The 21,915-nt window shown below is 44.6% G+C and carries 20 protein-coding genes, 1 pseudogene and 1 riboswitch; of the genes and pseudogenes, 17 read left to right on the top strand and 4 right to left on the bottom strand.

Annotated features, from left to right (window positions below; genetic code table 11):
- Positions 1 to 100: 100 nt before the first annotated feature.
- Complete coding sequence (locus tag CBX98_RS08330) at positions 101 to 757, top strand: pyridoxamine 5'-phosphate oxidase family protein (protein ID WP_109168958.1); 657 nt, start codon at positions 101 to 103, stop codon at positions 755 to 757.
- Here the strand turns inward: CBX98_RS08330 and CBX98_RS08325 are convergent.
- Positions 738 to 2,060, bottom strand: coding sequence for an ATP-binding protein (locus CBX98_RS08325; protein WP_109168957.1), 1,323 nt, complete (start codon positions 2,058 to 2,060; stop codon positions 738 to 740). The two genes, CBX98_RS08330 and CBX98_RS08325, sit on opposite strands and share 20 nt — an antisense overlap.
- Positions 2,061 to 2,063: 3 nt before the next feature.
- Positions 2,064 to 2,756, bottom strand: coding sequence for a response regulator transcription factor (locus CBX98_RS08320; protein ID WP_005396371.1), 693 nt, complete (start codon positions 2,754 to 2,756; stop codon positions 2,064 to 2,066).
- Between the two features lie 365 nt (positions 2,757 to 3,121).
- On the opposite strand from CBX98_RS08320, the gene CBX98_RS08315 reads away from it, so the two are divergent.
- Together CBX98_RS08315 and CBX98_RS08310 are read left to right on the top strand one after the other, a co-directional pair.
- Positions 3,122 to 4,663 (top strand): hypothetical protein, encoded by a 1,542-nt coding sequence (locus CBX98_RS08315; RefSeq protein WP_109168956.1) that lies wholly within the window; start codon positions 3,122 to 3,124, stop codon positions 4,661 to 4,663.
- A 12-nt stretch (positions 4,664 to 4,675) separates the two neighbouring features.
- Positions 4,676 to 5,365: a hypothetical protein gene (locus CBX98_RS08310; RefSeq protein WP_109169007.1), complete on the top strand. Its 690-nt coding sequence runs from the start codon at positions 4,676 to 4,678 to the stop codon at positions 5,363 to 5,365.
- A gap of 90 nt (positions 5,366 to 5,455) precedes the next feature.
- Here the strand turns inward: CBX98_RS08310 and CBX98_RS08305 are convergent, their stop codons facing one another.
- Positions 5,456 to 6,457, bottom strand: coding sequence for an AraC family transcriptional regulator (locus tag CBX98_RS08305; RefSeq protein WP_109168955.1), 1,002 nt, complete (start codon positions 6,455 to 6,457; stop codon positions 5,456 to 5,458).
- Positions 6,458 to 6,564: 107 nt separating this feature from the next.
- On the opposite strand from CBX98_RS08305, the gene CBX98_RS08300 reads away from it, so the two are divergent.
- From CBX98_RS08300 to CBX98_RS26810, 14 genes and pseudogenes are all read left to right on the top strand, one after another.
- On the top strand, positions 6,565 to 6,891 hold the full coding sequence (locus CBX98_RS08300) for an MFS transporter (protein ID WP_005433326.1): 327 nt from the start codon (positions 6,565 to 6,567) through the stop codon (positions 6,889 to 6,891).
- Positions 6,891 to 8,114 carry a biotin/lipoyl-binding protein gene (locus CBX98_RS08295; RefSeq protein ID WP_109168954.1) on the top strand — a complete coding sequence of 408 codons (1,224 nt, stop codon included), beginning with the start codon at positions 6,891 to 6,893 and terminating at the stop codon, positions 8,112 to 8,114. Before CBX98_RS08300 ends, CBX98_RS08295 begins: the two co-directional genes overlap by 1 nt.
- A gap of 98 nt (positions 8,115 to 8,212) precedes the next feature.
- Positions 8,213 to 9,535 carry an AarF/ABC1/UbiB kinase family protein gene (locus tag CBX98_RS08290; RefSeq protein WP_109168953.1) on the top strand — a complete coding sequence of 441 codons (1,323 nt, stop codon included), beginning with the start codon at positions 8,213 to 8,215 and terminating at the stop codon, positions 9,533 to 9,535.
- Positions 9,536 to 9,647: 112 nt separating this feature from the next.
- On the top strand, positions 9,648 to 10,994 hold the full coding sequence (locus tag CBX98_RS08285) for a magnesium transporter (protein WP_109168952.1): 1,347 nt from the start codon (positions 9,648 to 9,650) through the stop codon (positions 10,992 to 10,994).
- Between the two features lie 804 nt (positions 10,995 to 11,798).
- Entirely contained in the window at positions 11,799 to 13,037 is a 1,239-nt protein-coding gene (gene codB, locus CBX98_RS08280; RefSeq protein ID WP_109168951.1) for a cytosine permease, read from the top strand.
- A 9-nt stretch (positions 13,038 to 13,046) separates the two neighbouring features.
- Positions 13,047 to 14,324, top strand: a complete 1,278-nt coding sequence (locus CBX98_RS08275; RefSeq protein WP_109168950.1) for a cytosine deaminase — start codon at positions 13,047 to 13,049, stop codon at positions 14,322 to 14,324.
- Positions 14,325 to 14,585: 261 nt separating this feature from the next.
- A complete protein-coding gene (locus tag CBX98_RS08270) occupies positions 14,586 to 15,224 on the top strand; it encodes an HD domain-containing protein (RefSeq protein ID WP_109168949.1) in 639 nt (212 codons plus the stop codon).
- Positions 15,225 to 15,983: a helix-turn-helix transcriptional regulator gene (locus tag CBX98_RS08265; protein ID WP_109168948.1), complete on the top strand. Its 759-nt coding sequence runs from the start codon at positions 15,225 to 15,227 to the stop codon at positions 15,981 to 15,983.
- A gap of 146 nt (positions 15,984 to 16,129) precedes the next feature.
- Positions 16,130 to 17,983 (top strand): MFS transporter, encoded by a 1,854-nt coding sequence (locus CBX98_RS08255; RefSeq protein ID WP_109168947.1) that lies wholly within the window; start codon positions 16,130 to 16,132, stop codon positions 17,981 to 17,983.
- A gap of 117 nt (positions 17,984 to 18,100) precedes the next feature.
- Positions 18,101 to 18,718, top strand: coding sequence for a cobinamide adenolsyltransferase (locus CBX98_RS08250; protein WP_054866975.1), 618 nt, complete (start codon positions 18,101 to 18,103; stop codon positions 18,716 to 18,718).
- A 104-nt stretch (positions 18,719 to 18,822) separates the two neighbouring features.
- Positions 18,823 to 18,963, top strand: a riboswitch (FMN riboswitch).
- 113 nt (positions 18,964 to 19,076) lie between these two features.
- On the top strand, positions 19,077 to 19,733 hold the full coding sequence (gene ribB / locus CBX98_RS08245) for a 3,4-dihydroxy-2-butanone-4-phosphate synthase (protein WP_006741191.1): 657 nt from the start codon (positions 19,077 to 19,079) through the stop codon (positions 19,731 to 19,733).
- A gap of 104 nt (positions 19,734 to 19,837) precedes the next feature.
- A complete protein-coding gene (locus tag CBX98_RS08240) occupies positions 19,838 to 20,383 on the top strand; it encodes a glutathione peroxidase (RefSeq protein WP_053807940.1) in 546 nt (181 codons plus the stop codon).
- Positions 20,384 to 20,393: 10 nt separating this feature from the next.
- Positions 20,394 to 20,837 (top strand): DUF3429 domain-containing protein, encoded by a 444-nt coding sequence (locus CBX98_RS08235; protein WP_005396352.1) that lies wholly within the window; start codon positions 20,394 to 20,396, stop codon positions 20,835 to 20,837.
- A gap of 152 nt (positions 20,838 to 20,989) precedes the next feature.
- Positions 20,990 to 21,234, top strand: a pseudogene (locus tag CBX98_RS26810) (hypothetical protein).
- Positions 21,235 to 21,304: 70 nt separating this feature from the next.
- On the opposite strand, the gene CBX98_RS08225 reads toward CBX98_RS26810, so the two are convergent.
- A complete protein-coding gene (locus CBX98_RS08225; protein WP_005373667.1) occupies positions 21,305 to 21,904 on the bottom strand; it encodes a thiol:disulfide interchange protein DsbA/DsbL in 600 nt (199 codons plus the stop codon).
- Between the last annotated feature and the right edge of the window lie 11 nt (positions 21,905 to 21,915).

The following is a 21,915-nucleotide window of genomic DNA, read 5'->3' as shown; positions in this document are numbered from 1 at the left end:
TAGTTAAAAGTGGCTCTCTTTAAGCTACCAGTTAAACGCTACATTGCAATCAAAGAATGAGGATCAATCGCTCGTAATCGTGAGCAAACAAGGAGAGAAAATGCTATCCAACACCAATAGAACGGAAATTAAGAAAGGCGCACATAAAGCCGTCTCTGATGTTAGCAAACTGCACGCCATCATAGATGAAAGCCTAATCGCTCATATTGCGATAACCAACGAGTCAGGCCCTGTGGTCATCCCTATGCTGGCATGGCGTGTCGATGATTACGTGTATATCCATGGTGCCAACAACAGTCGACTGTTACGCTCACTCAAACAAGGAGTGCAAACGTGCTTAACCTTTACTTTGCTTGATGGTTGGGTATTGGCTCGAAGTGCATTTCACCACAGTGCGCATTATCGCAGTGCAGTGGTCTTTGGCCAGTTTGAGATGGTGGAGGATAACCAAGAGAAAGACAGGTTGTTGAATCACTTTATCGAACAGATCGCTCCAGGGAGAACAAAACAAGTCCGTTTGAGCAATGAAAAAGAGCTCAAAGCCACCATGCTGCTGCGTATCCCACTCACAGAGGCATCTGTGAAAATCAGCAATTTTGGCGTCAACGACGATGCGGAAGACATGGACATTCCTGTTTGGGCAGGTGTCCTACCCTACCGAACTGTCGTAGGTCCACTGCAAGCTTGTGAAGATTTGTATGAAGGTATCGCTGAACCAGACTACCACAGTGCCTACTCTAATCGTTGGCAGGAATAAGCACCGTAAAACGTGCGCCGCCTAAGTGACTCTCGCCGACAGAAAGTTCCCAACCTAATTGCCTCGCTGCACTGGTAGCGATGGCAAGCCCTAAACCAAAGCCTTTCACGTCGGCGTTGCGGCTTTTGTCTAAACGCGAAAATGGCATAAATACTTCTTCTCGCATCGCTTCAGGTACGCCCGGACCATCGTCCTCAATATCGATGCTCCAGCAATCCGCTACCATTCGAATCGTCACCTCAACGCAGGATTCACCGTAACGCTTGGCGTTTTGCAATAAATTATCGAGGACGAGGTTACCCAAAGTAGGCTGAAAGTGAATCAATTGGCTCGCGAGTTCATTTTCTGCTCTCAACATGGCGGACTCTAAGCCTAGGTAATTCATGCGGCTTTTACACCAAAGAGGCAGTTCCATGGTTTCAACAGAATCGCTCAAAGAATGGTTTTTCACACTCAAGCGAGACAGCATGACAATGTCGGACGTTAAATCCGTCACTACATCAACGTATCGTTCAATATCGTCATGTAACTCTGCCTGCATTTCACCACTCGTGCGCCTAGCTAAATCCGTCGCTAGCTGAATACGACTCAGCGGAGTGCGCACTTCATGAGGAATAGCTTGAGTAAAGATGTGTGTTTGACGTACTCGTCTCTCAATCTCTTCAGACATGCAGTTGAAGCCTTGGGCGAGCTCTTTCACGGGTTGCGAAAATTGCTTTAGATCGACTCGCGTATTCAACTCACCATAACCAAATTGTTGTTGTGCAGCCGTTAGTTGTCGAATTTGGCGGTCAAGACGTCGTACAGGTATGTAAACCATAATGCCTAAACTGCACACAACAACCAAAAGTAGAGTCAGTATAAATACAATCTCAGAATCTTCATTCCAATCAACATCTGGGCTAAAGAAATCCGTTTTTTCTTTGAAAACTAAACTCTTCGAGGTGTTAGGTAAAGGGAATACCGCAGCATAAGTACTGCCATCAATAAGATAAACAGGTACCCCTTGTATTCGGTACAGCAGCTTACAATCTCGACAAGGCGGTGATCCGTCCCAGTTTTCAACCAATGTTAAATCAAAGATAAAGAAATCTTGCTTGCCGTTTTCGGTTAACTTCTTGTAGAGAGAATCCGGAGTGCCTCGTTGCTCAATGTATTGATCGACAAAATAAGCACCATCACTCAAAAAAACACCGACTTCTGTTTTGCGCATGTACTCTTCCCCCATAAAGAGAAACAAAGCAACAGTCAGCGCAAGGCCAGTAACTAACCCCACATATAGACGAGTAAACAGGGAAAACATGCGTCATTTACCTGTCAGCATATAGCCGTGGTGACGTATGGTCTTAATGGTAGCGGTATGGATATGAGCCTTAGAGAATTTCTTCCTTAGTGAGGATATACGCATATCAATCGAACGATCAGTAATGCAGTATTCAATACCTCTGGCAAGACGGCAACATGATTCACGAGATACTGGCTTATCGACATTCAGCATCAGGAGCTCTAAAATTTCAAACTCAGAACTCGTCAAACCAATATCTTTTTGCAAATAAAATGCTTGGGAGCGACGAAGACAAAGGCTAATGCCATATCGGCTCAGCTTTTCTTCTTCAACGGTATCAACTTGACGACGATAGCGACGCAACGCCGCTTCAATACGGGCGAGAAGGATGTTGCCTTTTATCGGTTTGGTAAGGTAATCATCAGCACCGAACTTAAATAAGCTCACCTCGCTCATTTCATCATCGGTTGCAGTCAAAACAATGATAATCCCATGATAAAATTTACGTGCCTCTTGGCATATTTCTGCGCCATTTTTTCCTGGTAACATCAAATCTAACAGCACTAGGTCCGGCTTGAGTTCCTTAATCGTTTCTAATGCATTTTGACCGTTATCGATAACAGTTACTGTATAGCCTTCGGCTTCGAGGTACATTTTGGTTAATCGAGCAATCTCAGAGTCGTCTTCTACCAGTAAGATTGTATTGCCCACCATGAATCATTTACTCCACCAATATGATGGAGGGAGTATATCGCTCGTCCTATACTGCGCAAACCACTTAAGTGATAATTTTAATAAAAAGCAGGCTTACATACGCTTACAAACCATACATATACGATAATCCTAATCATTCTACGCCCCTAAAACCATGCAATAACCTGATGTTTTATTTATTGGCAGAATATAGCTTCACATAAAAATAAATTTCGGAATAAAAATCTACTATATTTTTAAATGTATCGAATGATATTCCTTACCAAAAAACAACATCGATATATATGACTTTATTTGCTTATATAGACAGGACTTTATGTTACTTCTAAGTTTCTTGCTCTAATAAAGTCTACGAGTAACATGAAATGAGATATTCCCAATTAACACCTTTAGCCATATTTTGCGCGATAAGTCTAACTGCTTGCGGCGGCAGTGAATCTAATTCGAAACCATCGACAACGACACCTCCAACACCACCAGCGCCAACATTGAGCACTGTCACAATCCCAACTGTCGTTTCTACAGAGCTTCCAGCCAAGTTAAAAGTGGCTGCTGATGCGGGCTTCACCCACTATGTGAAAATCTCCCTTTCTGAAGCAAATAACAATGATGCATTTCACATTGTGGCTGTTGATGACGGTGCGAATAATGAAAAAATCTTTCGTGCAGCCAAAATCATCCAACACCTTCTAACAAACCAACCAGACTCTAAGTACGGTGCTGACAAGTCTCGTATCGCTAAGACATTAGCCGAGCGTGATGCCACACTAATGCTGACCGAAAACGACGAACAGAATGATGAGATGTTAACCAAAATCTTTATCAACGAACTGATTCGCCAAGACAAACTGAACGATGCAGTGACAAACTCGGGCTTAGCACACTCTTTTGATACGAGTTCTCTAGAAAAGTTTGTTGTAAGTATGATGGTACTTAACGAAGAAGATATGGATACACTTGTCACATCTATCGTGGCAACATTAGTAAATAGTAAAGAAACACCAAACTGGCTAAGGAACAGCCAATCTTTGATGTATCGAGAACTGACAGTTGAAGGCGATTGCCATTACATGAGTAATTTTGCCGATTACTGTGCCAATCTTGGTAAAAAAGCCGAACGAGACGCCGCTTTTGAAGAAATTTTACACTTGGTCCAAGCGCAAGGTATTGCACCTAACACGGGGACTGCGGCACTGCAAAATGACATTCAAGCTCATGCGTTAAAAATCTATAACGATATTCAAGCGGGCAAACCGACGGTGTGGCGCCCAACTCAGTATGACTGGGACGATTGGAAATCGGACGACTTCGATCCTGAAAGTGTTAAACAAACGGGCCCTTCATATTCTCACGAATACTTTGCTGCCGCTTTTGAAGCTTACATGGGTGTAGCAAAAGCAAACGGACAAGGTTTAGATGGCTACCAAGCGTTAACACGTGAAGAAATGCAAACTCAAGATCCACAAGCCGTTGATTGGATCAGCGGCTTATTCCACGGATACTTGCAATACACCGCGAACATCGACTCTGCGGGCGTCAAACTTTACACAGAAAAGACAAATCCAGGCACAGTGCCTACCTTTCGTATGGCTCCCAACAAAGACGGCTTGATAGAAGCATACACCTACAAATCTCAGTGGCTGACAAAAGTGAAGATCATTGGCGACGACGCGATGAATGTCATCGGTAATGACCAAGACAATACCTTTGAAGGCAACAGCAAAGACAACAGCATTTATGGTGAAGGTGGTATCAACACCTATATCGTGCCACACAAACTGGCAGAATGTACTGTTATCAAAGCAAAGAGCGTTTCTGTTAAGTGCCCGAGTACAGGCTCTGATGAGTTGTACGACATTCAAAAGATCCAATTCACCGACCAAATCTTAGATGTAACCGAGCTATAAACGATGAAAAACATGAAGAAACTTACTCTATTCGCTCCCCTACTCCTTGTAGGTTGTGGTGGCCTAGCCGTCATGGATCGTACTGACGCCGTAAAAGCACAACCAGAAATGCTGATCAAAACCGACGGAGATTTTTGGGGATTCGGTGCAGATGGTCATTTTGATTTTGCTGGTAAGTACAAAGGCAACTATTCACGCAGTGCTTCTAACTCAAGTTGGTTTAACCATATATCTTTCAAAGAAGGTGCGATGGGCGCAGAAGTGACTCGTATCGACAACGGGGAAACTTGGCTTTTGAACTGCACTGGGGGCGGTATGTCGGTTAACTACATGGGCGTCGATTTTGGTGGGAATGATCCTTACACCTGTGATATCACCCAAGATGGCGTCAAAGTGGGAGAATTTGCTATGGAGCCAAAATCCGCTCTCATCGACATCAGCTTCGAGAAAAAAGAGACTGGCGTAGTGCGTATCGGCAGCACCCACTTTAATGTAGAAACCGTACATACTAGTCCCGACGCCATGATGGCGGTAGACATTCCATTGGGTTATAGCTTTAAGGAAGGCACACAAGAAATTGCCGCTGTACAGACGAACGGTACCATTGCGGTACAGATGCTCCCAGAACTTAGTGAACAAAAAAAGGATGTGATTGCCATCGGCGCTGTTGCAAGTGCACTAAGCTGGCGCCCTAAGAAATAGCCATTACATTAAACAACACCACACAAAAAATAATAAAGCCCTCTACCTTGAGGGCTTTTATTGCTTGTTTTCATAAAGACAAGTGAAGCATTACTTTTCTAATCTTCCTGCGTACTGCTTGGGTGTTAATCCACGATGCTTCTTAAACATACGATTGAAGCTCGCCACATTGGTGTAACCAAGGCGCATAGCTATGTCATCAATACTCACGCGCTTACTCAATAATCCAGCCGCAACATTACTCAATACATAGCCGGATACCATCGAGAAGTTGAGGCCTAATTTGTGCAAACGACGTTGAAACTGCTGTTCAGATAAATCAAGCAGAGAAGAAACGCGCTCTAACGTTGGCAATCCATAATGGCTGCTGTAGTTCACCACTTCATAAATCACTTTCAACTCATCTTCTGGGTCGGGCATATTAAGCAAATCATCCAAATCGGAAAAACTCATCGCTAGACGGCTGTCTTCGCGATGGCTCACTTGGCGGGAAGCTAATCGGTCATCTCCCGGGATCCATATTTCTGTTTTTGGCTGACTCCATTCCACCTCGCAGCCGAAATATTCTCGGTATGGTTCAGTATTTTTTCTCGACCCTGAAATCTTGACGCGCAAAGGCTGATAGTCTTTACCAAGAAATTCGCGTAGCACTTTAATCATAAATACCGCACAGCGGATACTATCGTGCACCTTTACTGACGTTTCTATAAACGGATTGTGGTAAGTCCATTTGATGATTTTGCCCGACTGTTCGCCAGCAAAAAACGCCCCAGATTGTAAGTTACTCGCACCATAATTAACGCGTCGAATCGCGCTGGCTAAATCATTCCCAGAAAATAGCCAGCGTCCCACAGGTCCAAGCTTTTGCAGTTCAATTCCTCGGCTGAGACTCAACACCACATCCGGGTCACCACTGGCTTGTTCAACACAACGATACCATTCTGCGACTGCTGTTAGCGGGATCAGTGTCATTGGGTTGTGAAACACCGACGACGGAATCCCCAGTTCATCCGAGCCCAAATTATATTTAGATAACGCGAGGTTATGCATGTTTAGAATGCCCATCGCGCGAATAAATCGAACCGTCTTCATTACCAATCACATCAAATTTAACTCTCTATTGATTGAATCTGTCACAAAGAAAGACCTAAATCAAATCCAGATCACAATACGCCAACCGTTTGATAGAGGAGTGTTTAATGAGTTTACTGAGTGTCCCATTTGTCGGTACAGGCGCAGATACGGCGTTACATGTTGTCGCTGCTGTCGTTTTAATCGCGAGTGTCGCGGGCGCGTGTTACGGCTTTTGGAAAATCCATGAATTACCTATCAATAAAGCACACAGCAAAGACCATCATCAGATAGGGCTCATCACTGCGCTGACCTGGATAGGGTTTGTCTGGCACTGGGTATGGGTGCTAGCCGTGATCTTTGCATTCGTTGATATGGAAAAAGCCATCATCAATCTGCGTGATACATGGAAAAGTAAACCGCAAACAGAAACACAGCCACAAGAGGAGGCATAATGTTAGAAGGTTTAGCGGTATGGGCACTCTTCATCTATCTGCTCCGTTTAGTCGGCATGCCTTGGAACAAAGCAACCAAATCGTTCGCTTACCTAGGCGGCTTGGGTTGGTTAATGTTCGTCTGGGTAGGCCTCATCAACTTCACGCCGATGGATCTATCCGGCGGCTCAGTGGTGCAGTCACCACACATCCAGTTGCGTCCGGATTCAACCAATGTGAAGGGTAAAGTTGACCACATTTACATTAAGCCAAATCAACAAGTTAAAGAAGGTCAGCTTATTTATGAACTTGACCCAACACAATACGAAATCGCATTAAATCAGGCGAGCGTATCCGCCGATTCTGCACGAGTCGCATTAGCTACGGCAAAAGGCGACATCGAGATTGAAGAAGCTAACCACAAAGCGCTAGTGCAAGATCTAGAAACATCCAAGAGCCAGTTGGAAGCGGCGAAAGTTGACTACAAATTGCAGAAAAAAATGCTAGATCGTTATCTTGAGCAAAACCGAGTGGTGCAAAACACCATCACGGAAAGCGATATCGACAAACAATCGAGTGCGGTTGATATGGCACGTCACAACGTGTTTACCCTTGAGTCTCAAATTAAGAAGAAACAAGTCGATATTTCCCGTGCAAAACTGGCGATTCATAAAGCGGAACTTGCAGTTGAAACCAAACAAGCCGAACTGCGCCAAGCTGAAGAGCAAATTGCAAAAGCGCAATGGGATTTGAATAGCACAAAAGTTCATGCCCCAACAGATGGCTTTGTCACCAACTTTATCCTGCGTGAAGGTCAGCGTGTATCGATAATGCCGCGTATCAACATGTACACTAACGAGAAGTATGTGCTGATGCGAGTCAACCACCAGGCGATTCGTAACATCAAACCGGGTCAGCCAGCGGAATTCTCTTCGTCCGTTTACCCAGGTAAGATCTTCTCAGCGACCGTCGAAGGCATTGTTGAAGCAACAGGTGAGTCACAAGGTAATCTGCTGGGTTTCGATGATTCCGTACGTATCACCACTGGAAAGAATTTACAGAACAAACACCACTTTGTTCGTCTTAAGATTGATGAGCCAGAAGGCTACGACATTCCTGTTGGCTCTGTTGGCCTCGCATGGGTCAGCGGTGAAAAACCGATAGGCTTCATGGCCTTCTTAGATGTGATTCGCGGGATCATCATTCGAATGAAGTCTCAGCTGTACTTCTTCTACTCCATCTAAACTCACAAACCGCCAGTTTCGCTGGCGGTTTTTTCATTTGTATCCAAACACATCCTTTTCCCGTATAACAATTAGTTAGTAGACAGCGGAGAAGATTCATGTCGGCAAAGGAAAGAAGCCTACCTACCCATCGTATCTCAAGGTTCAGCAAGTTCGCTTCACTTGCTACCCGTGTCGCAGGCAATGTGATTGCAGAAGGCACGAAACAAATCGCCAAAGGCAATAAACCAAAAGCGAAAGACCTCTTGCTGACGCCACAAAACATCGCACGGTTGACAGACCAACTTGCTCACCTACGTGGCGCTGCAATGAAGCTTGGTCAAATGCTTTCAATGGATGCTGGTGATGTTTTAGAACCTGAACTCGCCGATATTCTCTCCCGCCTTCGCTCCAACGCAGACCCAATGCCTGCAAAGCAACTGAACGGAGTTATGGAAAGTTCGCTAGGAACGAGTTGGAAAGCTGAGTTTCTATCATTTAACTTCAAACCAATCGCCAGTGCATCAATAGGACAGGTGCACCAAGCCTACAGCGATGCGGGCGATAACCTAGCCGTCAAAGTGCAATATCCGGGCATACGAAAAAGTATCGATAGCGACGTAGACAACGTAGGTACGCTGCTTAAAGTGGTTGGGTTGATTCCAGAATCCGTCGACTACAAAGGGTTACTAGAAGAAGCCAAAAAGCAACTGCATGATGAAGCCGATTACACCCGAGAAGCGCAATTTGCGATTCGTTACCATGATGCTTTGAAGGAGCATCCTCACTTTGTCGTACCAAAGATTCACACTGAAAGTTGCTCAGACTCCGTTCTCGCCATGGAATTTATTGACGGCGTACCCATTGAACACATCGAACATTATGATCAAAGTACGCGAGATTTTGTCATGCACAGTTTGCTCGAATTGCTGTTCAGAGAGCTGTTCGAATTCAAGATGGTGCAAACCGATCCTAACTTCGCCAATTACTTGTACATTGAAAGTACTCGCCAAATCGGCTTGTTAGATTTCGGTGCAACTCGCGAATACAGCGAACGATTCAGTGCCGGCTATCGCCAAGCCTTTGCGTCCGTCATGAATAATGACGAACAATGCTTGAATGACGCGCTTGAGCAAATTGGCTTCTTCAGCCAAACCATCTTACCTGATCAGCGCCAAGCGATTCTCGATTTAGTAAAAATGGCATGTGAACCCATGTTAGTCGATGAGCCATATGATTTTAAAGCCAGTGGCTTAGCGCAAAAACTTCGCGAAGCTGGCACTATTTTGAGCATGGAACAAGAGTACTGGCATACCCCACCTGCCGATGCCCTATTTTTACATCGTAAAATTGGTGGCATGTATTTGCTCGCAGCGAGAATTGGCGCAAAAGTGAACATTCGCCAATTGGTACAGCCATATCTCACTATCAACAGCGAATAGCCTATTGTTTTTCTGTTACTTTCAAGTACCTTGAGCAAGGTTAAGATGCATAGTTGTGCATCTCAATAACATGCCATACTTCCATAAAACGAATTAACTATCGGGGTACTAGGTGAGCAAGTTTCAAGATCTCTCCACTCTAATCCAGCAAATTGGCCAAGCCGAAGAAGCGGATCAAGTCGCAACGCTCAATGAATCTATTGAAGCGGGTCTCGAACCTGGCGCAGTCGCCCTAATTCTGGAAGCCTTTCCAATCGATGATCGTGTTCGCTTATGGCGAGCTTTGCCACTAGAACTGCATATCGACGTGTTAACGGAAATGCGTGCCGACGTACGTTTTTCTATCATCAATGCATTATCTGAAGTCGAGCTAAAACTCACCCTCGCTAAACTTGATAACTTATCGCTGATCGAATGGGCGGATTCGTTGCCTGAGTCGATCATCAACGAAGCGCTCGCGTTAATCGAAAAAGATGAGTTAGAGCTTTACGATCAAGCAAACGAATATGAAGATGAAGAACTCGGCCACTGGGCTGAGCGTAAAATCATCACCCTGCCCTTTAATATTACGATTGGAACGGCTAAGCAGTTAATGGAGCGCTATAGCTACGACACGCCTCAACAGGTCTACCTGATCAACCGTAATAAACAGTATCGAGGGACAGTCAATTACTACGAAATTTTACGTAGTAATCCTGATACTCGCTTGAAAACACTCGTTATTGAAGCGGTGACGGTGCTAGACAGTAAGATGATGCTTCCCGAAGCGGTAGAAGCATTAGAGCACAGCACACTGCCCGCTCTGCCTGTGACTGATGCAGACCAAACTCTGATTGGTGAAGTCGATTGGCAATTTGCATTAAGTACGCAACGTGAAATCTACGAAGCGCGCTTAATGGCCGGTACTGGTATGGATGAAGGCGATGACTTGTTTGCGCCAATATTAAAAAGCTCACAAAAACGCGGCGTGTGGCTGGGCATCAATTTGCTGACTGCAATTTTAGCGTCTGTCACTATCGGGCTATTTGAAGACGTGATTGCTCAAGTGGTGGCTTTGGCCGTACTAATGCCAATTGTTGCATCGATGGGTGGCATTGCAGGCAGCCAAACGCTGACTCTAATGGTTCGTGCGATGGCGCTTAATCAGATTACCCCAGGTAACCGATTCAAATTCTTAAAAAATGAGCTGGGTATTGGCTCACTGAACGGCATTGCTTGGGCGCTAATCATCGGCGGGTTAGCCGGATTGTGGTTCCAATCGCCAGTTTTAGGTGGAACCATCGCGCTGGCCATTATCGTCAACATTATTACCGCTGCTTTATTTGGCGTGTTGATACCCATTATTTTGGATAAGTTTAAATTGGATCCAGCCTTAGCAGGTTCGGTTATTCTAACGACGGTGACAGATGTGGTTGGTTTCTTCGCCTTTTTGGGAACGGCGAGTTTAGTCATGCTCTAAAAAGCCCACTGTTTATTAATCAATCATTAGCATAATAGAGTCAAATTGCATAACGCAGTTGCAAGTTGCAAACAAACTCAAACTTTAAGCAACGCATGTCACAGAAACTACGTATTTTAGGGCATATTAAAGTTGGCACAGTAACTGCATTATATAAATCGACCCTTCTTAAGCCGAGGGTCACCTAGCCAACTGACGTTGTTAGTGAACTTGATTTTGTTCACATGTATATAAGCCAATCGCACTCTTTGCGGTTGGCTATTTTTTTATGTGGCTATTGCTCTCTTATCCTCTGACCGAGCTCGGTTGTACTTTTCCTGCCCACAACAGATTGTTTACTGTTTATAAAATTCAAATATTCGCCCACTAAACCATTAGAAATACCAGCTTCAACAAAAACAAATTACCTACATAAAATAAAACCAAGAAAACATACCCAAAAAAGAAAAAATAACGTCCAAACCAAAACGCTCATCATGAAATCGTTTTCTTTTCATAGAAATCGACTGAACAATCTAGAGTTATAGATAAATTTAATCCATAAACATAAATAGCAATTCAAAACATTCATTTCACATAGAAAACCTGTCTATAAATCATATAAAACACGTAAAAATAAACTTTTAATTTTTAGAACTTAAAAACCAAACCATTGTTATTTAAAGAAAAAACAGACGCCAAAAACCAAGCAAACGTTTAAATTGCAATTTTATCATTGACTATTAAATTTACATCACGATAATACGCGCCGTTTGCCTGAAAACCAGGTGCTATAATTTAATATTTCAATGTGCGGAGGTAATAATGGCTGGAGACAATAACTACAGTCTTGGACCAGTTCCCAACACGGCCAGAAAAGGCGTGGCATCACTAACCATGGTGATGTTAGGACTCACTTTTTTCTCCGCAAGTATGTGGACAGGGGGTTCTCTCGGTACTGGGCTCTCCTTTAATGATTTTTTCCTCGCTGTTCTCATCGGTAACCTAATCCTCGGTATTTACACTTCTTTCCTCGGTTACATCGGCGCTTCTACTGGTCTCTCTACTCACCTTCTTGCTCGTTTCTCTTTTGGTTCTAAAGGCTCTTGGCTTCCTTCTGCTCTTCTTGGCGGTACTCAAGTTGGGTGGTTTGGAGTTGGTGTCGCGATGTTTGCGATTCCGGTGCATAAAGCAACGGGCATCGATACCAATACTTTGATCCTTGTCTCCGGTTTGCTCATGACCGCGACCGTTTACTTTGGCATCTCAGCACTGATGGTGTTGTCAGCAATTGCCGTTCCTGCCATTGCGCTACTTGGCGGCTACTCTGTCATCGAGGCAGTAAATAGCGTTGGCGGTATTAGCGAACTACAACAGGTTCAACCAACCGAGCCACTCGATTTTTCAATAGCTCTCGCGATGGTTGTCGGCTCTTTTGTCAGTGCTGGTACATTAACGGCAGATTTCGTGCGCTTTGGCAAAAAGCCGCGCAGCGCTGTGATGATCACAATGGTGGCATTTTTCATCGGTAACTCGTTAATGTTTATCTTTGGCGCGGCAGGTGCGTCGGTGACTGGTCAATCAGACATCTCTGAAGTGATGATTGCGCAAGGCTTATTAATTCCCGCCATCATCGTACTTGGATTAAACATTTGGACGACTAACGACAACGCGCTCTACGCATCGGGTCTTGGATTTTCCAACATCACGGGCTTACCAAGTAAATACATCTCAATGGCGAACGGTCTTGTTGGCACACTTTGCGCTCTCTGGCTCTACAATAACTTTGTTGGCTGGCTGACCTTCTTATCGTTGGCAATTCCACCGATTGGCGGCGTGATCATCGCTGACTTCTTCACGAACCGTAAGCGCTACGCAAACTTTGAAGCCGCCCAGTTCCAAAGCATAAACTGGGCTGGCATTATCGCTGTCGTGATTGGCGTTGGTGCGGGACACTTCCTTCCTGGCGTAGTACCGATTAACGCTGTACTTGGCGGCGCAATTAGCTTCCTGATTCTTAATCCTATTCTCAACAAAAAAGCACTGGCTACACAGCCAGCGTAAGGAACCATCATGACAACACTACTGATCAAAAACGTAACGCTAAAAGGACAAAAAGGTCTGCAGCAAATTTTGATTGAAGATGGTCAATTCAAGCGCATTGAAAGCAACGATGTGGAGCTTAATCATAACGGTGACACCATCGATGCTGAAGGGGGCATGGCGGTGGCGCCTTTCTGCGAGCCGCACATCCACCTAGATACAACGCAAACCGCAGGCGAGCCAAGCTGGAACATCTCTGGCACATTGTTTGAGGGTATTGAACGTTGGGCTGAGCGCAAAGAAATGCTGTCGATTGAAGACGTGAAAACGCGCGCAAAACAAACCTTAAAATGGCAGATCGCAAACGGCGTACAACACGTTCGAACTCACGTAGACGTTTCAGACCCTACCCTAATTGCCCTAAAAGCGATGGTAGAAGTGCGTGAAGAGATGAAAGAGTGGGTAGACATCCAAATCGTTGCGTTTCCGCAGGAAGGTATTCTCTCTTACCCAAATGGCAAAGAGCTGCTAGAAGAAGCCGTCAAATTGGGGGCGGACGTTATTGGCGCGATTCCACACTTTGAATTCACACGCGAATATGGCATTGAATCACTGCACTACGTATTCGAATTAGCACAAAAATACGACCGTCTGATCGACGTGCATTGTGATGAAATCGATGACGAGCAATCTCGCTTCGTTGAAACGTTGGCAGCATTAGCGCACAAGTTCGATATGGGAAGTAAAGTCACGGCCAGTCACACAACAGCGATGGGTTCCTACAACGGCGCGTATGCATCTCGCCTGTTCCGTTTATTACGCATGTCCGGTATCAACTTCGTGGCAAACCCTCTGGTGAACATTCACTTACAAGGCCGTTTTGATGATTATCCGAAACGTCGTGGCGTAACACGAGTAAAAGAGATGCTGAATGCCAACATCAACGTCTGCTTTGGACACGATGACGTATTCGACCCATGGTATCCACTTGGTACAGCAAACATGCTGCAAGTGCTACACATGGGCCTACATGTATGTCAGGTCATGGGTTACGAGCAAATCAATAATTCACTAGATCTCATCAGTACCAACTCAGCGCGCACATTGAACATTCAAGACAAGTACGGAATTGAAGAAGGCAAACCAGGTAGTCTTCTGATTCTTCCAGCTGAAAATGGCTTTGATGCAGTACGTCGCCAAGTGCCGGTTCGCTACTCGGTTCGTCACGGTAAAGTCATTGCAGAGACACAGCCTGCGACGACTCATATTCATCTTGAACAAGCAGAGCAAGTGACGTTCAAGCGCTAAGGTTCGTAAAAGTACCTACTAAAACGAAAAAGGGTCTGACGAAATCTTCAGGCCCTTTTGCTATTGGCAAACGTCACTGCTGTTCTGTGTCTTACCACCTTAGTAGCCAACCGAACGCACAAAAATGCTATTTAAGATGACCCGAAACTCACTAGGTTGCATAAGGTTCTGATGGCTAAATCTCAATTACACTATTGAACTTGGAAATTCCTCTCTGCGTTCGGCATACTTCTGCCTTCACTTTAGTTGTAGATATAACTCATGACCTTATTAAGCCAGATAGAATCGCAATTTTTGGAATTTATGCAGCAAGAGATGCAAGTCGATGCGGCGCATGACATAAGCCATGTTCAACGGGTCGTAAACACCGCAAAAAAACTGGCTATGGAAGAAGGCGCCGACTTATCTATTGTGCTTCCCGCCGCTTATTTACATGATTGTTTTACCTATCCGAAAGGTCATCCCAACCGCAAGCAGAGCTCAATCATTGCAGCCAAAAAAGCGGTCGCGTTTTTAGAAAGTATCGATTATCCGCAGCAATACCATGATGCCATTGCCCATGCGATAGAAGCACACAGCTTTAGCGCTAATATCAGACCCAACACATTGGAGGCAAAAGTCGTTCAAGATGCCGACCGTCTGGACGCTTTAGGCGCAATTGGCATTACTCGCTGTATACAAGTGAGCACTGAGTTTGATGCGCAACTTTACGATGACAAAGACATCTTTGCTCAACAGCGAGAACTCGACGATAAACAATTCACTCTGGATCACTTTCAAACCAAGTTATTCAAAATCGCTGAAACTATGAACACGGAGTCAGCGAGACGCGAAGCGCAAAAACGCAAAGTCTTTATGCAAGCGTATATAGAGCAATTACACGACGAGGTGACAGCGTAAATGTCTGAAAGCCGTACGTTAATTAAAGAGCTTAAACGCCAGCTAAAATTAGCTGGGCTGCATTATATCGATGTTGCACAACACCTTGATTTAAGTGAAGGCAGCGTCAAACGGTTACTGGCTGAAGGTCAACACATTAGCCTTGAACGCTTAGAACGAATTTGCCAATTGATTGGTTTAGAAATGGCGGAACTGTTTAAGCTCGCGGCTGCGCACAATAAAGGTCTAGAGTCGCTAACGTTAGAGCAAGAAAAGCAGTTGGTTGACGATAAAGCCCTGCTACTCGTGGCGATCTGTGTTGTAAATGGCTATCAGTTTGAACAAATCGTTCAGCAATACACCTTCAATGAGTTGGAACTGGTGCAAAAACTTGCTCAGTTGGATCGTCTGAACATCATCGACTTGCAGCCAAATAACAAAATTCGTTTGCGTATATCTCCGACATTTAAGTGGCAGGTGGGCGGCCCTATTCAACGGTTCTTCCAACAGCAAGTTCAAGACGCCTTTTTCCAAAGCTACTTTTCCGGTGAAGATGAACAGTTGTCCATGGCAACAGGATTGATGAGCGTACCAACCAACAAGAAGCTGCAACAGAAACTGCAAAAGGTCATCGATGAGTTTTATCAGGCTTGCCAAAGTGATAGCTCTCTCGATATGGAAGAGAAACACGGCACCTCTCTCATTATTGCGATGCGTCGCTGGACGTTCCCTCTATTTGAACCATGGGAAAGAAAACCCACTCAGAAGTCTCGAAATTAGTAACTCAACAAACAAATGAAAATGAAAGTAACGAATTTCGTTACTTTTGGTGGCATGCAACGTCACTTGAAAGAGAAAGCTGGTTTAATCGTCCATTGAGCATAAAGTGCTCCTATCTCATTCGACTTTGTTTAATCGGGGCCAGCATGTTTTTCTCAAAACGCTTTTTTCCTTACTTTGTGACGCAATGCCTTGGCGCACTCAATGACAACATCTACAAAAACGTTCTGTTATTGATGGTGACTTACAGCCAAATTGATAACCTACCAATATCCGTTAATCTATTTGTTAATTTGGCGGCAGGCTTATTCATCTTACCTTTCTTTCTATTCTCTGCGCATGCTGGTGCCGTCGCTGACAGCATGGACAAAGCCAAATTAATACGACGTTTAAAGCTCATCGAGCTGGCTATCATGTCTTGCGCTGCAACCGCTATTGCCACTCAAAGTGCCATGCTGATGCTGGTTCTGCTGTTTATGACAGGCACTCAATCGGCCTATTTTGGTCCCGTGAAATACGCCTTGCTACCACAAGCGCTCAAACCAAATGAGCTTGTTAAAGGAAATGCTTGGGTTGAAATGGGCACGTTCCTTTCGATTCTTATAGGTACGCTAAGCGCAGGCCTGCTGCTAGCCATTCCTAATGGTACCTTGATTGCTTCTTGTGTCGTGATTGCCTTGTCTTTGCTTGGTTTTATGAGCAGTGTGAATATTCCAACGATGCCTAGCCAATCGACTGACAAAGCGAAGTTTGAACCAATTTCTGGTTTAAAGAACACGTTAAAAGTGGCAAAAAAACAGAGAGGCATTTGGATGTCTATTCTAGCCATCAGTTGGTTTTGGTTCATGGGTGCGACTTACCTGACTCAATTCCCTAACTTTGCGCGTGAACATTTGTTTGCAGACAGTACTGTCGTTTCTTTACTGTTGGCATTGTTTTCCATTGGTATCGCTACAGGCTCTTGGTTGTGTGAAAAGCTCTCTTTCAACCACGTTGAGCTTGGTATTTTGCCATTCGGTATCCTTGGTCTGACAGTCTTTGGCGTCGACTTGCTATGGGCCGTCCCTAGTTATCCATCACTTCCGATTCACTTTTATGATGTGCAAAGCTTCGTTGCTGAATCCAAACATCTGCGCGTCATGATTGACCTGTTCCTTGTTGGTGTAAGCGGCGGTGTCTTTATTGTTCCTCTTTATGCGTTCATCCAATCGCGTTCAAACAAAGGGGAATGTGCACGTGCCATTGCTGCTAACAACATCATGAATGCGTTGTTTATGGTGGTGTCTGCTTTGGTTTCGATCGTTGTACTCAGCGCACTAGAGCTTTCTATTGTGGAACTGTTTGCCATGATGGCAATAGGTAACTTCTTCGTGGCAATCTATGTCTATCGTCAAGTACCGGAATTTACACAACGCTTTATCAGTTATTTACTCAGCCATTGTATGTATCGTGTGTCAGTACAGGGGCGCCAACATATTCCTGAACAAGGTGCTGCGTTAATCGTGGCTAACCATGTTAGCTATGTCGATGCGTTGATTTTGATGGGAACCTCTACTCGCCCGGTTCGTTTTGTGATGGACAAGTCCATCAGCGAGCTGCCTGTTCTTAAATATGTTTTCCGTCATGCCGGTGTTATCCCGATCTGTTCTCCACGTAAGTGTGCCGACACTTACCGTCGAGCATTTGAACAGATTGAACAAGCGCTTAACGACGGTGAGGTTGTCTGTATCTTCCCTGAGGGTCGTTTAACGTCTAACGGTGAATTGGGTGAGTTTCGCCCTGGTGTGGAAAAAATCCTTGAACGTAATCCTGTTCCTGTCATCCCTATGGCGTTAAAGGGGCTTTGGGGTTCTTTTTTCAGCCACAAAGGCGGACATGCTCTCACAAAACGACCGACTCGTATTTGGTCAAAAGTGGACGTTATTATTGGTGAAGTGTTAAGCCCAGCTTCTTTAAATCGTCATCAATTGCAACAACAAGTACAGGATTTACTGGGCTAATACGCTTGCTATACCGATCAAACTTTTCAGCAAAACGTAAATATGCACCACAAAGCACAAGTAGTTCTTTGTTAATTAGAGTAGGATATCTACAACGTCATAAATCTAGGAGGTATTATGAAAATCATCATCTTACATGGTCTTTATATGCATGGGCTGGTCATGCAGCCTCTTAGCCAAAAGCTGCGAAAGCTCGGATACGAAACGCAAGTACTCAGCTATAACACTGTTGCTATCGATGAGTCTTCACTGTTTGATTCTATTGACCATTCGCTTAACCCACTGACCGCAAACGTGCTCGTGGGGCACAGCTTGGGAGGCTTGATGATTAAGCGCTATCTCGCCAACAGACAACCGAGCACCAGCTTAGTCTCTCATGTTGTCGCTATCGGTTCGCCTCTTAAAGGCGCGTCCATAGTAGGTCGGATTCAAGATCTCGGATTGGGTGCAATTTTAGGCAATTCGCCACACCACGGATTAAACAGACATGATGACGCTTGGGATTTCCCTCAAAAACTCGGCAGTATCGCAGGAACGATGCCGATTGGCGCTCGCCCATTGTTGATCCGTAATGACAACACTATGTCGGACGGTACGGTTACCGTAGAAGAGACAAGACTGGACGGTATGCAAGATCATATCGAAGTGAAGCAAACGCATACGAGCCTGATTTACAACACCTTCGTGCCACAGCAGATTGATCACTTTATTCGCACAGATTATTTCCGTCGATAGCACACTTTTCCATCATACAGATGGAATCGACTTTCCAAGCTATTCAGTTCGCAGTACTATCCTAGCTCCACTTCCTCACAACTTGGATGAAGTGGCACATTTTTAATTGTTCTCAGGGCGGGGCGAAATTCCCCACCGGCGGTATACTTTTTCAAGTGAGCCCGCGAGCGCTCGATTCGTCGAGGTCAGCAGATCTGGTGAGATGCCAGAGCCGACGGTTATAGTCCGGATGAAAGAGAATAAGAATACACCAGCATAGCGAGTCAGATTGCTAAGAGTGCTGGTGCACTTCTTTTTGATCGTATTTTACGACGATCTCTCATACCGCCCTGATTCTGGTGAAATTTAGGAGTTAACCATGAATCAGTCATCACTACTTGCCGAATTCGGCGACCCAATTACTCGCGTTGAAAACGCACTTATCGCTTTAAAAGAAGGCCGTGGCGTACTACTTCTTGATGATGAAGATCGCGAAAACGAAGGCGATATTATTTATTCAGTCGAGCACCTCACTAACGAGCAAATGGCATTGATGATCCGCGAATGTAGCGGCATCGTTTGTTTGTGCTTAACAGATGCTCAAGCAGACAAACTGGAACTGCCTCCAATGGTGGTAAACAACAACAGTGCAAACCAAACCGCATTTACGGTTTCTATTGAAGCGAAAGTTGGTGTAACAACGGGAGTTTCAGCAGCAGACCGAGTGACGACCATTAAAACGGCGGCAAACCCGCATGCGAAACCTGAAGATCTTGCTCGCCCGGGCCACGTATTCCCTCTGCGCGCACGTCCAGGTGGTGTAATGACTCGCCGTGGTCACACAGAAGGTACGATTGACCTGATGCAAATGGCAGGGCTTCAACCCGCTGGCGTACTATGTGAAGTGACCAACCCAGATGGCACGATGGCAAAAGCACCAGAGATCGTTGCGTTTGGTCGCCTGCACAACATGCCAGTGCTGACGATTGAAGACATGGTGATGTACCGCAACCAGTTCGAATTAAAACTGGCATAATTAAATCCCAGCTCTGAAAAAAGCCGCGCATTTGTGCGGCTTTTTTGATCGATCCTCTTTGCGCTTGAGTAGTTATACTTATTGAAAACAAAGGGAACAACACCATGAAAGGATTACTGAAACTCGTCGCTCTCGTTGGCTTTATCTCCATGAATTCGCTTACTCTTGCATCTGAGTGCCCTGATATTCTTCAAGGTAAGCAAAGGTTGTTAAACTCAACAGAAGAAGTCGATCTATGCGAAAGCTTTAAGGGAAAGACACTACTAGTCGTCAATACAGCAAGCCAGTGTGGCTTCACTCCTCAGTTCGAACAGTTAGAAACCCTCTATCAAACTTACAAAGACCAAAACTTCACCGTTATAGGCTTCCCGAGCAATGACTTCCGACAGGATAGAGGAAGCGAAACAAACACTGCGAAAGTATGTTATCTCGATTACGGGGTCACCTTTCCAATGATGGCTCGCTCCTCAGTATTAGGCGTAGATGCAAACCCCGTATTCAGCGAGATTACTAACCAAGCTGGCATCAAACCAAAATGGAACTTCTATAAGTTTCTAATTAGCTCTGAAGGCAAAGTTATTGCCACTTTTCCAAGCTCCACATCACCGACAAGTACTACGCTTACCAATATGATAGAGCAACAATTGTAAGGTGACGACCATGACAACACGCTCAACCATGCTACAACTCGGTTACTTAGGTCTGGTTCCATTTGTGTTTAGTTTAGGGCTGATTTTCACTGACATCTCACTGTTCAATTTAAGTGGCCAGCAATTTTTCATCGCATACAGCGCCGTTATATTAAGTTTTTTATCCGGCATCCTTTGGGGTAACGGCATTGAGCATTACTACCACCGCCTTAGCAGAAATATATTAATTCTCAGCAACCTTTTTGTCTTACTTGCTTGGGGCGCATTACTGCAGGGTCACAAACATTACGCGGTCGCTACCCTACTCTTAGCAATTGGGTATCTTGCTGTTTGGTATGCAGAAAAACTCGTGAGGAAAGTCGAACAAGACGCCGAGCCCAAGGGATATCAAGGAATGAGGAGCAAACTGACCTTCGGCGTAATCGTAATGCACGGATTGGCTTTAGTTTCATAACCTGGTCTGTCCAGTACTAAGATCACAAAAAAACGTCTTTTTATAAAACAATGTTCATTTCGTGAATGCACACATATTTTGAACACTGTTTTGTTTCATTTATGAATCAATCCACATATAAGTAATTCAAAGCATTCACAAAGGATATGAATATGTTTTTTCGCAAACTTTTGTTTAGCACTGCGATGATCAATGCAACGACAGGTTGCGTGTCTTACCAAGCACAACAAGCCGCCGCTCAAACAGTAAATAATACAGGAGCCGTGCTTACCATGTGATTAAAACTACGATTGCTCAGCCATGTAATGTTGCAATCACTGCTGCTAGCTTGTTTTATCCGCATGCCATATTTATGACTAGTGTTCCGACTCAAGCATGTACAAGCGTTCTTAGATAATACGAGTGTGATAAGCATAAAAAATGGCGACTCTACCGTCGCCATTTTTAAGCATCAATGCTATTTACAGTTACAGCGTCAATAAGTAATTAACTAATTGATTGTACTCGTCGTAAGTACGAATTTCGTTGGCCAAAACAATGTATTTATTGTTCACAACCACACCCGGAACCCCTCTTAACGTGCTGGCAGAGAATTGCTTATCAAAGCCCTTCTGCATTGAGTTTACGGCAAAGCTATTGTAAGCGGCATCAAACTTCTTACCTTCTACGCCATTATCAACGAAGAGCTGTTTCAGCTCAGCTTCATCTTTTGGCGCTTGTCGCTTTTGATGAATTTGGGCAAACATGGCAGGAATCATTGTATCTTCAACCCCGAGCGACACCATCGTCGCGTAGGACTTGGCCATCGGAATCGCCATATCTCCGCCCATGAACCCCACATGTACCTTTTCAAACTTTGCCTCTTTTGGCAGAGCAGGTTTTAAACGCTCAATAAGCGACTCAAACTTGTAACAATGTGGGCAATAAAAAGAAAAGAATTCCGTCACAACAGGTTTCGATGCTTTCTTAACATCCAGAACTTTGTAGTGCTTCCCTTCTTCAAATTGCGCTGCGTGAGCGGTAAAAGTCAGTAAAAGTGCACTACATAAGGCAAGTAGTTTTTTCATTGTTTATTTCC

This window comes from Vibrio sp. T9, from assembly GCF_003123985.1.
Taxonomy (GTDB): Bacteria; Pseudomonadota; Gammaproteobacteria; order Enterobacterales; family Vibrionaceae; genus Vibrio; species Vibrio diabolicus.
Note: the sequence above shows the minus strand (reverse complement) of the source record. Positions and strands in the feature narration are given on the sequence as shown.